The organism is Vreelandella salicampi, from assembly GCF_013415105.1.
In the GTDB taxonomy this organism is placed as follows: domain Bacteria; phylum Pseudomonadota; class Gammaproteobacteria; order Pseudomonadales; family Halomonadaceae; genus Vreelandella; species Vreelandella salicampi.
Map to the genome: position 1 here is coordinate 18,924 of NZ_JACCDF010000002.1, position 14,730 is coordinate 33,653.

Annotated in this window: 13 protein-coding genes; 4 read left to right on the plus strand and 9 right to left on the minus strand. The window is 58.8% G+C overall.

Translation table 11 applies throughout. From position 1 onward, the window contains the following. The first annotated feature begins 15 nt into the window (after nucleotides 1–15). Nucleotides 16–942 (plus strand): YihY/virulence factor BrkB family protein, encoded by a 927-nt coding sequence (locus HZS81_RS02855; protein WP_179929059.1) that lies wholly within the window; start codon nucleotides 16–18, stop codon nucleotides 940–942. A gap of 16 nt (nucleotides 943–958) precedes the next feature. On the opposite strand, the gene HZS81_RS02860 is transcribed toward HZS81_RS02855, so the two are convergent. Next, complete coding sequence (locus HZS81_RS02860) at nucleotides 959–1,951, minus strand: adenosine deaminase (RefSeq protein WP_179929060.1); 993 nt, start codon at nucleotides 1,949–1,951, stop codon at nucleotides 959–961. A gap of 87 nt (nucleotides 1,952–2,038) precedes the next feature. Beyond that, the gene (arfB, locus tag HZS81_RS02865; RefSeq protein WP_179929061.1) at nucleotides 2,039–2,455 is read right to left on the minus strand and encodes an alternative ribosome rescue aminoacyl-tRNA hydrolase ArfB; all 417 of its coding nucleotides are present in this window, start codon (nucleotides 2,453–2,455) and stop codon (nucleotides 2,039–2,041) included. A gap of 185 nt (nucleotides 2,456–2,640) precedes the next feature. On the opposite strand from arfB, the gene HZS81_RS02870 reads away from it, so the two are divergent. After that, on the plus strand, nucleotides 2,641–4,227 hold the full coding sequence (locus HZS81_RS02870; RefSeq protein WP_179929062.1) for an ABC-F family ATPase: 1,587 nt from the start codon (nucleotides 2,641–2,643) through the stop codon (nucleotides 4,225–4,227). 11 nt (nucleotides 4,228–4,238) lie between these two features. On the opposite strand, the gene HZS81_RS02875 is transcribed toward HZS81_RS02870, so the two are convergent. The 3 genes from HZS81_RS02875 to HZS81_RS02885 all read right to left on the minus strand — a co-directional run bounded on the left by HZS81_RS02875 (nucleotide 4,239) and on the right by HZS81_RS02885 (nucleotide 9,808). Continuing rightward, nucleotides 4,239–7,184 carry an AAA family ATPase gene (locus tag HZS81_RS02875; protein ID WP_179929063.1) on the minus strand — a complete coding sequence of 982 codons (2,946 nt, stop codon included), beginning with the start codon at nucleotides 7,182–7,184 and terminating at the stop codon, nucleotides 4,239–4,241. Continuing rightward, complete coding sequence (locus HZS81_RS02880) at nucleotides 7,181–8,452, minus strand: exonuclease SbcCD subunit D (RefSeq protein ID WP_179929064.1); 1,272 nt, start codon at nucleotides 8,450–8,452, stop codon at nucleotides 7,181–7,183. The genes HZS81_RS02875 and HZS81_RS02880 overlap by 4 nt, the downstream gene beginning before the upstream one ends. Nucleotides 8,453–8,830: 378 nt before the next feature. After that, a complete protein-coding gene (locus HZS81_RS02885; RefSeq protein WP_179929065.1) occupies nucleotides 8,831–9,808 on the minus strand; it encodes an Rpn family recombination-promoting nuclease/putative transposase in 978 nt (325 codons plus the stop codon). 172 nt (nucleotides 9,809–9,980) lie between these two features. Here HZS81_RS02885 and HZS81_RS02890 point away from each other — a divergent pair, with 172 nt between their 5' ends. Then, nucleotides 9,981–10,508, plus strand: coding sequence for a hypothetical protein (locus HZS81_RS02890; RefSeq protein ID WP_179929066.1), 528 nt, complete (start codon nucleotides 9,981–9,983; stop codon nucleotides 10,506–10,508). Nucleotides 10,509–10,693: 185 nt separating this feature from the next. Here the strand turns inward: HZS81_RS02890 and HZS81_RS02895 are convergent, their stop codons facing one another. The 4 genes from HZS81_RS02895 to HZS81_RS02910 all read right to left on the minus strand — a co-directional run bounded on the left by HZS81_RS02895 (nucleotide 10,694) and on the right by HZS81_RS02910 (nucleotide 13,272). Then, a complete protein-coding gene (locus HZS81_RS02895; protein ID WP_179929067.1) occupies nucleotides 10,694–11,614 on the minus strand; it encodes an RpnC/YadD family protein in 921 nt (306 codons plus the stop codon). Nucleotides 11,615–11,765: 151 nt separating this feature from the next. Further along, nucleotides 11,766–12,179, minus strand: a complete 414-nt coding sequence (locus HZS81_RS18000) for an RpnC/YadD family protein (RefSeq protein WP_241697351.1) — start codon at nucleotides 12,177–12,179, stop codon at nucleotides 11,766–11,768. 59 nt (nucleotides 12,180–12,238) lie between these two features. Beyond that, complete coding sequence (locus HZS81_RS02905; protein WP_179929068.1) at nucleotides 12,239–12,625, minus strand: hypothetical protein; 387 nt, start codon at nucleotides 12,623–12,625, stop codon at nucleotides 12,239–12,241. 59 nt (nucleotides 12,626–12,684) lie between these two features. Next, entirely contained in the window at nucleotides 12,685–13,272 is a 588-nt protein-coding gene (locus HZS81_RS02910; RefSeq protein ID WP_179929069.1) for a cell division protein ZipA C-terminal FtsZ-binding domain-containing protein, read from the minus strand. A 220-nt stretch (nucleotides 13,273–13,492) separates the two neighbouring features. Here HZS81_RS02910 and HZS81_RS02915 point away from each other — a divergent pair, with 220 nt between their 5' ends. Next, nucleotides 13,493–14,680 carry a FliC/FljB family flagellin gene (locus HZS81_RS02915; RefSeq protein ID WP_179929070.1) on the plus strand — a complete coding sequence of 396 codons (1,188 nt, stop codon included), beginning with the start codon at nucleotides 13,493–13,495 and terminating at the stop codon, nucleotides 14,678–14,680. Nucleotides 14,681–14,730 lie beyond the last annotated feature (50 nt).

Below are 14,730 nucleotides of genomic sequence, written 5' to 3' on the forward strand. Positions count from 1 at the left end.
GGAGAATGCCAAGCCATGGCTCGACCCCCCACATTATTCAGTGCCGTCCTCTTGTTGCTCCCCCGGCTGGCTAACTTCGTTTGGCGAGTGCTATGTCATTTCCTCAAGAACCGCGGCATCCTGCTGGCTGGTGGGGTGGGCTACAATATTCTGCTTTCCATCGTGCCGCTATTCGCGTTGCTGGTCGTGCTGTTGACCCAAGTGGTGGATGAGCAGCATCTGCTCAGTGTTCTGGCCGTACAAGTACGCCACCTGGCGCCGGCCCATGCCGAGGTGCTGCTGGATGCCGTCCGCGACCTGCTGGATTCCGGCGATGTGATCGGCATTCTCAGCTTTCCCATCCTGTTGCTCTTCAGTTCATTTGCTTTTCGCATGCTCGAAGACGCCATGGCGATCATATTCCATGCGCCGGAGAGCCCGCACAAAAAACGCAGCGTCTGGGTATCCGTCATGCTGCCTTACGCCTTCATGCTAGTGCTGGGAGCGGGGCTAATGGCATTGACGCTGGCGGTCACCTTGGCCAGCTCGCTCAATACGATGGTGCTGGCGATTTTCGAGCGGGAGCTGCCGTTGGCCGGGCTTTCCGAACCGGTGCTTAACCTGAGCAGTTTTATTGGGGTGTTTTTGTTGTTCAGTGCCATCTATAAAGTGCTGCCGGTCGTGCGCATTGCGTTACGTCGAGCGGTGGTAGGCGGCTTCGTGGCGGCGCTGCTGTGGGAGGGGGTGCGGCTGCTGTTGGTCTACTATTTCGCCAATCTCTCGTTCGTCAACGCCGTTTACGGCTCATTGGCGACGCTGGTGATCGTGCTGCTGAGCCTCGAAGTGGGCGCCATTATCTTGCTGTTGGGCGCCCAAGTGATTGCCGAGCTGGAGCGTAATACCCGCCTTGGCCTACCATGGTATGTCGACCCCAACCGCCAGGCGATTACCCGGGTCGACTAACCCATGCGTGCGACCGCTACGCCTGTTCTAGGCGCTTGAGCAGTTGCTGACGCCGGTCCTCGCTGATAAACGCTTCTTCGATGGCGTTACGATTGAGTTGTCGAAATACCGCTTCATCCCAACCAAACGCCTCGGCACAGGCCATATGGTTCACCAGTAGTCCGCCGCCGAAATAGGCCGGGTCGTCCGAGCTGATGGTGACTTTTAGCTTTTCCGCCAGCAGCTTGGGAAGCGGGTGGTCGCGCAGGTCGTCGACGACTTTCAAGCTCACATTGGAAAGCGGGCAGACAGTCAGCACGGTTTGGCTTTCACGTAAGCGCTGCACCACGGCGTCGCTCTCCAAACAGCGTACCCCATGATCGATGCGTTGTACGTCGAGGACATCCAGCGCCTGCTCAATGTAGTCAGCGGGCCCTTCTTCGCCAGCATGGGCAACCCGAACCAAACCTAGCGCTTTTGCCCGCGCAAACAATGCCTGGAACTTCTCTGGCGGGTTGCCGCGCTCGGCACTGTCCAAGCCAATCGCGTCGAGAAACTTCCAGTACGGCGCGGCTGACTCCAGCACGTGAAGGGCTTCGTCGGCGGGCCGGTCGCGCAAAAAGGCCATGATCATTCCGACCGACAAATCGAGCGACGACTCGGCGTCTTGTTTCGCGCGCAGCAAGCCCGCCATGACAACATCTAACGCCACACCCCGCTGAAGGTGCGCTTGCGGGTCAAAATGCATATCAATATGCACAACGCCTTCTGCCCTGGCGCGCTTGAAGTAATCCATCGCCAGGTCATAAAAGTCCTGCTCTGTGCGCAGCACGTTCATGCCTTGAAAGTAGAGATCCAAAAAGCCTTGCAGGTCATTAAAGTGATACGCGGCTTTCGCCTCCGCGACAGTCGCATACGGAAGCGTAATGTTGTTCCGCTTGGCCAGCGCAAACATAAGCTCAGGCTCGAGCGAGCCTTCAATGTGCAAGTGGAGCTCTACGTTGGGTAACTGCGTTAAAAAATCCTGCATATCGGGCTCCTTGCTGACAAAAGGGAAGATGACCTCAGTATTGGTAATCAAAGGGGGGTACCGCAAGTGGCTCGCGCAAGGCGGCCTTCAACCGCTAGGCACTTTCCCCCGCAGCGCTTTGGTCTTGCCTTTGCGCGTTTTCGCGTCCACCCGCTTACGCTTGGCAGACCGTGAAGGACGAGTCGGCTTACGCGTTTTTTGCTGTTTTACCGCTTCGCGAATGATCTCGCGCAGGCGATTTAGCGCGTCCTCGCGATTATGCTCTTGGGTGCGAAAGCGCTGCGCTTTGATGATCACCACGCCCTCTTGGGTGATGCGTTGATCCGTCAGCGCCAGTAGCCGTTCTTTGTAGAAGGGCGGCAGACTAGAACGGCCAATATCAAAACGTAAGTGGATGGCGGAGGCGACCTTATTGACGTTCTGGCCGCCGGCGCCCTGGGCACGAATCGGGTGCAGTTCGATCTCCCAATCGCCCAGCTCCACAGTGTTGGAAATGCGCAGCATAGAGCTCCTTAAAGTGAGCTTATTGTCGCCCTCGATGTGAGCGGCGTGATAAACGCGTAGTTTAGCATGCCGCTAAAATCGCAGGCTTCGGGGCTCAGTTCTCTTGTCTACCTGGGGTTGTGGGGTGAATGCGCGGCGCATAGCGCGTAAAATGGCGAACTTTTGCACTTCAACTGGACCCTTCCGTGATCGCAACCGCCAATATCACCATGCAGTTCGGGGCTAAGCCCCTGTTTGAAAACGTCTCCGTCAAGTTCGGCAACGGCAATCGCTACGGCCTGATCGGGGCCAACGGTTGCGGCAAGTCGACCTTCATGAAGATTCTTGGCGGTGACCTGGAGCCGACCGCCGGGCAGGTGATGGTGGATGCCAACGCCCGGCTGGGTAAGCTGCGCCAGGATCAGTTCGCGTTCGAGAACGAGCGCGTCATCGACACCGTGATCATGGGCAACACCGAGCTTTCGCAGGTTGCGGCGGAGCGTGAGCGCATCTATTCGCTGCCGGAAATGAGCGAAGAGGACGGCATGGCGGTGGCTGATCTGGAAGTTCGCTTCGCCGAGCTCGATGGCTATACTGCCGAAGCGCGCGCGGGTGAATTGCTGCTCGGCCTCGGCATTCCCCTGGAGCAGCACTTCGGCCCCATGAGCGAGGTATCGCCAGGTTGGAAACTGCGGGTTCTGCTGGCTCAGGCGCTGTTTTCCGACCCCGATGTACTGCTGCTCGACGAGCCGACCAACCACCTGGATATCAATACCATCCGCTGGCTGGAAGACGTGCTCAGGGCGCGCAGCAGCACCATGATCATCATTTCCCACGACCGCCACTTTTTGAACAGTGTCTGTACCCACATGGCGGACCTGGACTACGGCGAGATCACGCTGTTTCCCGGCAATTACGACGACTACATGACCGCGGCCACCGCCGTGCGCGAACGCCAGCACGCCGACAACGCCAAAAAGAAGGCGCAGATCGCCGAGCTGCAGCAGTTCGTCAGCCGCTTCTCGGCCAACGCCTCCAAGGCCAAGCAGGCCACATCGCGGGCGCGCCAGATCGACAAGATCAAACTCGAAGACATCAAGCCCTCAAGCCGGGTGAGCCCGTTTATCCGCTTCGACCAAGCTAGGAAGATTCACCGCAATGCGGTCAACGTCGAGGCGATTACCAAGGGCTACGACGACACCCCCTTGTTCGAGCGGCTTTCCATGACCGTCGAGGCCGGCGAGCGCATTGCCATCATCGGCCCCAACGGCATCGGCAAGACCACGCTGCTGAAGACCTTGGCGGGCGAGTTACACCCGGATGCCGGGGAAGTGAAATGGACCGACAGTGCGGACCTGGGTGTCTTCGCCCAGGAGCACGGCGACGATTTCGCCGTCGATGCCACGCTGTTCGAGTGGATGTCACAGTGGACGCAAGGCGGCGAGCAGATCGTGCGCGGCGCGCTAGGGCGGATGCTGTTCTCCAGCGACGAGATCGACAAATCGGTGAAGGTGATTTCCGGCGGTGAGCAAGGGCGCATGCTGTTCGGCAAACTGACGCTTACCCAGCCCAACGTGCTGCTGATGGACGAGCCGACCAACCACCTCGACATGGAATCCATCGAGGCGCTCAACTTGGCACTGGAAAATTACCCCGGCACGCTGATTTTCGTCAGCCACGACCGTGAGTTCGTTTCCTCGCTGGCCACGCGCGTGCTTGACATGAGCGGCGACGGCATCGTCGATTTCAGTGGCAGCTACGACGATTACCTGCGCAGCCAGGGCGTGGTCTGATACTAAGCCTGTTAAACACTCACCAGCCGTGTCTGGCTGGTGCCGTTACCGAGCGGTTCGACCTGGATTTGCACCGGGATGCGTTCGTGCATTTCTTGCACGTGGGAAATCACCCCGACGCGGCGGCCGAGCGCTTGCAGGCCGTCGAGCGCGTCCATGGCGAGCGCTAGCGACTGCGGGTCGAGGCTGCCAAAGCCTTCATCGATAAACAGCGACTCGATCACCAGCTCCCCCGAGGCCATCGACGCCAGCCCCAGCGCCAGCGCCAGCGAGACCAAAAACGTCTCGCCGCCCGAAAGCGAATGCACCGAGCGGCGCTCATCGGCCATATCCAAATCCTCCACCAGCAAGCCAAGCTCGCTGCCGCCGCGCACCAGCCGGTAACGGCGGCTGAGCCCGGTAAGGTGCGCGTTGGCGTGCTCCAGTAGCTGCTCCAGGTTGTAGGCTTGGGCGATGCGCCGAAACGCCTTGCCGTCGGCGGAGCCAATCAGCTCGCTGATTTGGCCCCAGCGGCGGTATTCGGCGCGGGCGGCGTCGAGCTCGGCTTGGCCGGCTTGCTGGCGCTCGCGTTTGCGGTCGTCGTCGCGCAGAGCATGGGCGGCTTCGTCGCGCTGCTGTTGGGCTTCTTCTAGCCGTGGCGTTAGCGCTTGCTGTTCGGCGTTGAGCGCGTCAAGGCTCGGGCTGAGCTCGGTATCCGCGCCGCTGGCCGGCTGCCCCTTGTCGCGCTCAAGCTGGGCCTGGTCGTGTTTGAGTTGGGTTAACCGCTCGGCGGCGGTGTTGGCTCGCTCCTCTAATTTCAGCGTCGTTTGAGCGGCAGCGTGCTGCTGTTCGCTGGCGTTATCGCGCGCTTGCTGCGCGTGGGTGACCGTTTTATCTAGCTGTTGCTGCCAGGCGTCGGGGCTTGCGTGGTCACCAAGAAGGCTCGCCAGCTGCTGTTGGCCGGTATCCCGCTGTGCGCGAAGCGGCGGCAGCTGCGCATCGAGCGTCTGTAACTGCTGCTCGGCGCTGTTCTTTTCGGTTTCCAGCCGCGCAAGCGCCAGGGCATCGTCGCGCAGGGCGTTTTCCAGCGGGGCCAGGGCGTCTTCAGCCTGAGTCAGCTGGTTGAGTGTTTGCTCGTGGCGCTTGCGCTGAGCGTCGCTTGCTTGGTGCTGCGCCTGCAGCCAGGCGTCGCGCTCATCGATCTCCCCGTTGGTGAGCTCAACGCTGGCAAGTTCGCCGTAGAGCGGGTGCGCCGTGAGCGCTTGGTCGGCGGCGTCGCGCTGCTGACGCGTGTGCTCAAGCTCAAGCGTGTGCTGCTTAAGCGTGGCGTCGATGGCGCTGTATTGGCTATAAAGCCGGTCGCGGTGCTCGCGGGCTGTGTCCAGCGCCTGTTGGGCCTCTTTCAGCTGGCGTGCTTCGTCGGCTTCTTGAGCGGCAAGCTGGGCGGCTTCCGGCGTGGCGGGTGGGTGGTGGCGAAAGGGGTGTTCAAGCCCGCCGCATACCGGGCAGGGCTCATCTTCCTGTAGCGCGGCGCGGAGGGTGGTGACGCTATCGCTCCGCACGGCGCGGGCGCGCTCGACAAAAGCGGTCACGCTGTCGCAATGGCGCTGAGCATCGTCGAGTTGCTGGCGCGCCGTTTTGCCCGCGCTCAGCAGCTGTTCGCGCTGGGTTTGCTCCTGCTCAATCTGCGTGCTGAGGTGCCGGTGGGCCCGCTCCGCGTGGGTAAACGCCTGCCAGCGGTTGGCCAGTTTCTCCAACGCCAGCTGGCGGTTGGCGGCCTGGTCCAGCGCTTCACGGGTGGCGCGGCGGGCGTTATCCAGGCGCGGCTCATCGCCGAGCAGCGTTTTAAGCGTGGCCTGCCAAGCGTCGTACTCGCGCTGGTGCGCTTGTTGCGCTTGCTGGGCTTTGTAGAAATCGTCGCTGAGCGTGGCGACAAGGCGTTGCTGCTTATTTTGTGCGTTCTGTCGCTCGCGCAGCTGCTCGTCGATACTGGCAAGCGTTAGCGCCTGCTGGCGCGCCTGGTTTAACGCGGGGGTGGCGGCCTCGCGGGCCTCGTGGGCGCGAGTGAGCCCGGCTTCTGCCTGTTTCAGCGTGGTCGCGGCCTCGGTGTGCTCGGCACGGGCGCGTTCTTGAGCGCGCTGCGTCTCCTCCAGCGTGGCGGTAAGGCGCGCCGCCTCGGTGGCGATGTCTATCTGGCGGGTGAGGGCCTGGCGCTTTTCCATGAGAGCGTTAAGCGCTTGCTGGCTGGCGTGGGCGGTGCGCTCAAGCTCGGCGCGGGTGTCGGCATTGGCGGGCACGTCGCCGGCAAGCCGCGTTTGTAACGCATCGACCGCGCGTTTGGCCTCGCTGGCGCGGCGGTACGCCGCTTTGGAGATATGCGAGTACTCGGCGGTGCCGGTCAGGCGCTCTAACAAATCGCTGCGGGCGTTGTCGTCGGCGGTGAGAAACGCCGCGAACTCGCTTTGGGCGAGCAGTACCGCGCGGGTGAACTGATCAAAATTTAGCCCTAAACGCTCGGGCAGCAGGCGGTCGAACTCGCGCTTTTGCGTGGTCAACAAGCGATCCGCATCAAGGTCGCGCAGCGACTGCTCCACCGCTTGCAGCCGCCCGCCGGCCTTTTCGCGGGCGCGGCGCACGAACCAGCGGGCGCGGTAGCGGCGGCCATCGCGGCCGAGAAAATCCACCTCGGCGTAACCGCTGGCGGTGCCGCGGCGCAGCAGGGTGCGTGCATCGCTGGTGGTCAGCGTCGATTCCGGGGTGTCGTCGATCTGGCTGTCACGATTCGGCGCTTGGCGAAGCCTCGGTGTGCTGCCGTAAAGCGCTAGGCACAGTGCATCCAACAGCGTGCTTTTGCCCGCGCCGGTGGGGCCGGTGATGGCGAAAAGCCCCGCATCGCGCAGCGGCGCGGCGGTGAAGTCGAGTTCCAGCGGGCCGGGCAGGGAGGCAAGGTTCTCCAGGCGCAGGGCGAGAATTTTCACAAGCGGCCCTCCTGCGTGTTGTCGCTATCGTCGGCGTCGAGCACCTCCTGGTGCAGGCGGTTGAAGTCGGCGAGCACTTCCTCGTCCGGCGGTGTGCCCCAGCGTGCTTCCCAGGTTTTCGCGAACAGCTTACGTGGGCCTAAGGTTTCCAGGCTGACCGGCGCGGCGGTGCCTGTTTCGGCAACGTTGGGCAGGCGGCGTTCTAATCGCAGTAGGCGCAGTGCGCGGCCTTTTAGGGCGGCATCGATACGGGCGCGCAGGTCGGGCAGGGGGGCGTCGAGCTCCACGCGTACTTCAAGCCAGGGCCAGCGTTCTCGTGGCTGCGCCGGGTCGTCGTCTAAGGCGTTAAGCTGGGTGAGCACGTCGTCAAGCGGCGCGGGGCCGATGCGGTGCATGGCCACCGGGCGCGGCACCGGGATGGCCTCGGTATCGGCGAGGGTTTCGCCGTCAAGCGTGACGGCCACCACTTGGTGCGGGTAGTTCACCTCGCTGAAATCCAGCGGTAAGGGGCTGCCGCTATAGCGGATGCGCGGCTCGCCCACGTGTTGCGCGCGGTGCAGGTGGCCGAGTGCCACGTAGGCAATCTCCGGTGGGAAAAGCGCCGCGGAAATTGACTCCTCGCCGCCGATCACAATCGGGCGCTCGCTCGCTTCGGACACCGCCGCGCCGTGCAAGTGGGCGTGGCTCATCGCCACCAGCGCCTGGCCGGGTGCGCGCTGGGCTTTTGCCGCTGCAATCAACTCACGATGCACCCGCGTGATGCCGCTCACATAGTTGTTATCGGCAGGCTCGCGCGCCTCGTTTGGCTGGGAAACGCCGGTGACTTCTGCTGGGCGCAAAAAGGGCAGCGCTAAACACCAGGCACGAGTGTCGCCCGCCGCATCGGTCAGCGGCACGAGCAGGCGTTTGGCATCCAGGTGGCCGTCATCCAGCCAGTTTACCCGGCCCAAGGCATGGGCGCGCAGGCGCTTCATCAGCGGGGCGGGCAGCTCAATGCGATTGCCGCTGTCGTGGTTACCGGCAATCAGCACGATATCAAGACGCGGCAGCCGCTCGTGGGCGGAGACGATAAAGTCGTAAAACAGCGCCTGGGCGCGCAATGAGGGGTTCACCACATCGAAAATATCACCGGCCACCAGCAGCGCATCCGGCTCGCGCTCGGTGAGGGTATCCAAAAGCCAGGTAAGAAAGGCGCGGTGCTCGGCGTGACGCTCCTGGCCGTGGAAACTCTGGCCTAAGTGCCAATCAGCGGTGTGAAGCAGCTGCATGGGTGTCCTTTCCCTTTAAACGGTGAGTATACAATACCTTTTTCTCAATCACGCGCATGGCCCATTTCGCCCGATGAATCAGGCTCTTACAAGTATACTCAGGGGTAGGAGCGCAATTCATTGCGCGAATCGAAGACCGCCCTCTATCCATCGCATGAGCACCCCATTTCGCCCGATGAATCAGGCTCCTACAAGCACGGCCCAGGGTGTAGGAGCGCAATTTATTGCGCGAATCGAAGACCGCCCTCTATCCATCGCATGAGCGCCCCATTTCGCTCGATGAATCGGGCTCCCACAAGCACGGCCCAGGGTGTAGGAGCGCAATTTATTGCGCGAATGCTGGGGTCACCAAGTGCTACCGGCCACCGGCTGTGAACCTCAGTGCTGAGTCTCGGCGCGCAGTTTCTCGACTTCCTCGACGGGCAGTTCTTCAATTTCCGCGATCAGTTGGTCGCTCATTTCTGTCAGAGCAATCAATTTGCGGGCGGCATTACGTTTGCTTTCCAAAGCACGTATTTCAGCTTCTTGACGGCCTTCCTGACGGCCTTCTGCGCGGCCTCTCTCTTCCCATAGCTCGGGCCACTTTTTGATCCGTTCTGCCAGCATGTCGTGTACCTCATGCAAATTGGTGAAATCGCTAACCTCGGGAAATTCCAGCTCTGGGGCGCGGTTGGGCAGAAACACCCGGTAGAACCAGATAATGATCGCCCGTCTTAGGCTCGCTTGCTCGGTGTCGCTGAGCCATTCGGCCAAATGGCCTATCGCGTCAGATACATCCTTTTCGTCGCGGTGTTTTTCGATACGAAAGATCGCCGCCACGATGTTGCGCATCTCATCTGACCAACCCGGCGAATCGACAATCGCTCCTTCGTCTAACAACAAATAGCTCAATGCAGGCCGGTAATGTTCTAGGCCTCCCGGTACCGGTTCGACCAAATCGGCAACGTTTTGTGCCGCTTGCCAACGCTGTTCTCCATTGTAGAGCACAATCGGCAGTACCGGTGGCAGCTTGCCGCTCGGGGTGAAAGCTTCCTGACGAATCAAATCTTGATACAGCAACCCCAAGTAGCTCATGACGCGCACGGCCATGAAATTGTCCACGCGGGACTGAAACTCCAGCAATACATAAACGTAGAGCCAGCGGTCCCGCCACCAGATTCGCCAAATCATGTCATCTTCGCGGTCGCGGAGCTCATCGGTAATGTACGAGCCGCTGACCTGCTCCATCCGGTCGAAATCCAGTTGCTCAACCCACGCCTCTTTCACAAAGCCGGTGAGCAAATCTTGCATCATTTGCTTGTGCGAAAACATCAGCTTATAGCTGTGGTCGTGGCGGTTGTGGACTTGGCTTGCCATACGCTCTCCTGTTTCCCTACAGATAAACTCGCCCTATTTCGCCCGATGAATCGGGCTCCCACAAGCACGGCCCGGAGCGTAGATACCCTCTCTACGCTACCATCTTGCCTCACGCAACCCCTCGCGCGATACTAACGCTATTGGAAATGGGATATAGCAAGGAGCCAGTCCTATGAACTTGGCTGAAAGCGATATTGAGTATATCAAGGCGCATCTAGGCGAGTGGTTAGCCGAGCATAGCCTTGGTAAACCACCGGCTGTTTACGAGATTGAGTTGCGTGAACGCATGGTGCGTGTGGAAGACGAGTTAAGGCACCAGCGCGAGCTGATGCAGCAGGGCTTTGAACAAATAGACAAGCGTTTCGAGCAAGTGGACAAGCGCTTCGAACAAGTAGAAAAGCGTTTCGAGCAAATCGATAAACGCTTTGAGCAAGTGGACAGGCGCTTTGAGGCCATGCGTGAAGATATGGACAAGCGCTTTGAGCAAGTAGACAAGCGCTTCGAGCAAATCGATAAACGCTTTGAGCAAGTAGATAAACGTTTTGAAGCCATGCGTGACGATATGAACAAACGCTTCGACAAGCAGGACGAGCGCTTTGAAGCTGTGCTCAAGCGCCAAGACAAACAGTTCTACTGGCTACTCGGTTTTATTGCTACCTCGTTAGGGCTAACCCTCACCGCGCTACGTTTTATGGGGTAGCCCCTCAGTTGCCCCGATCTCGCTGAGCTAGTCGAAAACCTTTCCTCCATCCGTCGCATTAACATCCCATCTCGCTCGATGAATCGGGCTCCCACAAGCACGGCCCAGGGTGTAGGAGCGCAATTTATTGCGCGAATGCTGGGGTCACCAAGTGCTACCAGCCACCGGATTACCGGCTGTGAACCTCAGTGCTGAGTCTCGGCGCGCAGCTTCTCGACTTCCTCGACGGGCAGTTCTTCAATTTCCGCGATCAGTTGGTCGCTCATTTCTGTCAGAGCAATCAATTTGCGGGCGGCATTGCGTTTGCTTTCCAAAGCACGTATTTCAGCTTCTTGACGGCCTTTCTCGATACCCAGGCGTTCAATCGTATTCACGTAAGGCATGTGTTTTTCCTCCTGTATGGCGTATACCGCCTGAACAAACTCGGGTTCCAGAGCCTTGGGCAGCTGAAGCATCCAGTCAATGATGTTGAACAATTTCACGATTTGCTCACGGCGGTAGCCCCGCTCGAATAGCAGCCGGATCAACGCTATTTTGACATCTTTGCGCGTGGCGCCGTCTTTTATCCGTTTGGCGTGAATTTGGGCCATCACCACCAGAGCAAAAACATTGTCACTGGCTTGAAGCTCGGCCCAGCGGGCTTCCCAATCAATTAGTTTAGCCATAGGAAAGGTAAACGTCAGCTCGCATCCCCAGCGCTCATAGTGAAACGTCGTGGACCGGAAGCTGTCATGGGTATCGGTTAGTACCGCTAAGCTGACAACATCGATACCGTAGCGGTCCCGCAACCGATACTGATAGGTGAACATACGTTCGGCAAAGGCGCCTTCCGGTTCGCCCTGTACTTCAACGTGAATCAGCACCCAGGTTTCGCTGCCGTTTTTGGCGTAGACTTTGATCAGCTTGTCAGCATAGCGCCTGCCGCTTTCAGCATCGGCGGTAATTTGCTGCAATTCGTTGTCGAGAAAGCTGTAACCCTTTGACCAGTCAACCTGTTTATTAATGGCCGGGAACAGTAGCCCAAGAAACTCTTCGAAATACGATTCCAGCGCCATCTTCCACGGGCTATCGTGATCGGCGCGGCGGTTGTCGTCTTGATCGTCCATTTTGGCCCCTTGTGTCCCTACAGATAAACTCGCCCCATTTCGCCCGATGAATCGGGCTCCTACAAGCCTACCCAGGGGTAGGAGCGCCATTTATGGCGCGAACGCTGGGGTCACCAAGTGCTACCAGCCACCGGATTACCGGCTGTGAACCTCAGTGCTGAGTCTCGGCGCGTAGTTTCTCGACTTCCTCGACGGGCAGTTCTTCAATTTCCGCGATCAGTTGGTCGCTCATTTCCGTCAGCGCGATCAGTTTGCGGGCGGCATTGCGTTTGCTTTCCAAAGCACGCATTTCAGCTTCTTGACGGCCTTCCTGGCGTCCTTCCTGACGGCCTTCTTCGCGGCCTCTCTCTTCCCATAGCTCGGGCCACTTTTTGATCCGTTCTGCCAGCATGTCGTGTACCTCATGCAAATTGGTGAAATCGCTAACCTCGGGAAATTCCAGCTCTGGGGCGCGGTTGGGCAGGAACACCCGGTAGAACCAGATAATGATCGCCCGTCTTAGGTTCGCTTGCTCGGTGCCGCTGAGCCATTTACCCATTTCGCCCGATGAATCGGGCTCCCACAAGCATATCTGGAGCGTAGGAGCGCCATTTATGGCGCGAATGTTGGGGCCACGGCAGCCCCCTAAAACGGCACGTTCCTTCGCCCGGTTTGAAACTCTACCACCTTGCGGTAAATCTCCTTCGCGCGTTCGATGGCATCTTGCTCCATCTCATCTGGCTCTATCGCGCGGTTGCCGCTTATCCCCCCGGTACGCAGTAACTCCTTCACATCCGGCCGGTGGCGCTCTAAAAGGTACTCTAGGTTGGTGTGAATCGCCTGCAATTCCAGCGTGAAATCCCGGCGCTGCTCCAGCCGCTTGGTTAAATCTTTGGGGTCGGTAGCGCCCTCAATCAGCGTATCGAGGGTTTTGTTCACCAGCTTCTGCGCCCGATCCAACCGGGGGATGATGATAAACACCACGTCATACAGCTGAATGGGGGATTCATAGTGGGGGTAGGTGCTACTCATAAGGCACGAATCATAAGGAACAGGGCGCTATCGTGGGTGGGGCAACCAACGCGCGCATTCTACTCGCCCTCGCGGCGCATTTCAGTAAGCGTGGCGTCGGTGATGGGTTCGCGCTTGGCATCAAGAATCCGCCCGCCCAGCGCGGCGAGTTCGTGGGTGAAGGCGATTAAATCATCCGGGCTGCGCGAGACCTTTCGCGCGTTCAAAAAGCGGATCAAAATGGAAACGCCCTGCACCGGCGGGTGTTCCCCTTCTTTATGCAGCGGTGGCAGCGTACCCGGCGAGGTCGCGCTGGCCACCATCAGCGGGTAGCCCTTTGGCCCCGGCGGCAGGTGAAAGGCGCCAAGCTCCGCTTCATAAAAGGCGTTTTTCTCTTTTAGTATCTCGCCCAGCGCCGTGTTGATCGCCTGGCTTGGCGCATCAAACACCACGAACAGGCACTGCTCCATCGGTTTTTTGCTTTTGGCGGGCTTTTCCGGCTTGGCGGGCGCGGGCTCAGCAGGCTGAGCGGTGGTTTCCTCGGGCATGGTGGGTGGCGCTTGCTTGCGGCGCGGCTTTATCACCACCTGGTAAAACAGCACCAGGCTGATAAGCCCGAGCACAATCGCGATGCCGGCCAACAGTATGGGGAGTTGTGTGGATAACATAGGTGTTACCTATTGCTTTTGGAGACACCCACAGTGTACGCCCCGCCCGCGCTGCAGCAAGTAAGGATGAGAAACCTCACCACCTGTTACCAAGGATTACATTATTTTTTGCTAGAAAGCCTAAAGGTTTTCCCGCCTGCGCCGTAATCAGTAATAACGGCACACAATGTGGCCGAAAAGCGGGCCTTCTAGGCCAGTGTTAAAGTAAAGGAGAATCACCATGTCAGTGATCAATACCAACATCACATCGATGATCGGCCAGCAAAACCTGCGTGAGTCGCAGAACAGCCTGCAGACTTCTATGGAGCGCTTGAGCTCTGGCCTGCGTATCAACAGTGCCAAGGATGATGCGGCCGGTCAGGCCATCGCCAACCGTATGTCTGCACAGATCACTGGTCTGGGTCAGGCGCAACGTAATGCCAACGACGGTATTTCCATCGCACAGACTGCTGAAGGTGGCCTAGACCAGGTCAACGACAACCTTCAGCGTGTTCGTGAATTGACCGTACAGGCTGCTAATGGCACTAACAGCCAAGACGATTTGAACTCGATTCAAGCGGAAATTGACCAGCGTTTGACCGAGATCAACCGCATTTCTGAAGAAACTGACTTTAACGGTACTCTGGTGCTGTCTGAAGATCAGAAGATCAATATTCAGGTAGGTTCAGAAGATGGTCAGACCATCAGTGTCAATTTGGAAGAAATTACAGCTGAAACGTTGAGTCTTGATGGTTTTAACGTAAATGGTGCTCAAGGCACAGTGGCAGCCGCAGCGACAGCAGACTTCGAGTCTGCCTACGGAGATTCGACCGGAATCGCTGATTCCGATGTTACTGATTTTGGCGATGCTCTGGCAGGTAAATTGGGTGTCGCTACTGGCTCAGTCACCGCTGATACTGCTGATGCGTATGTAGATCAAGATGGTAACTGGTACGCACAAGTGCAAGTAAGTGCTGGTTCTGAAGCGGAGTCACGTACTTTGGCAGCCCAAGGCATCAACATCGCTAGCGGTGCCTCTGTCACTTTCAACGTTGCGCTTGATCCTCAAGACGCGGATGTTACAACTGATACTACAGCGAGCTTTACCGTTGACGGGGCGAACCTTACAGCTGAAAGCTTGTTGACTGGTGCAACAAACAATCCGCTTGAAGAACTTGATAGCGCGCTATCTCAGGTTGACTCACTGCGCTCCGACTTGGGTGCGATTCAGAACCGCTTTGAATCCGCGATAACTAACCTCAGCACCAATGAGACTAACTTGTCTGCTGCAAGGTCACGCATTGAAGATGCTGACTACGCAATGGAAGTGGCGGACATGACCAAGAACCAGATCCTCCAGCAGGCAGGTACTTCTGTTCTGGCTCAGGCTAACCAGCTGCCGCAGAACGTACTGTCCTTATTAGGCTAAAATTAGCCATAAAGGTTATAGTGCCTGACTAAATAAGGCTGCCGCAAGGC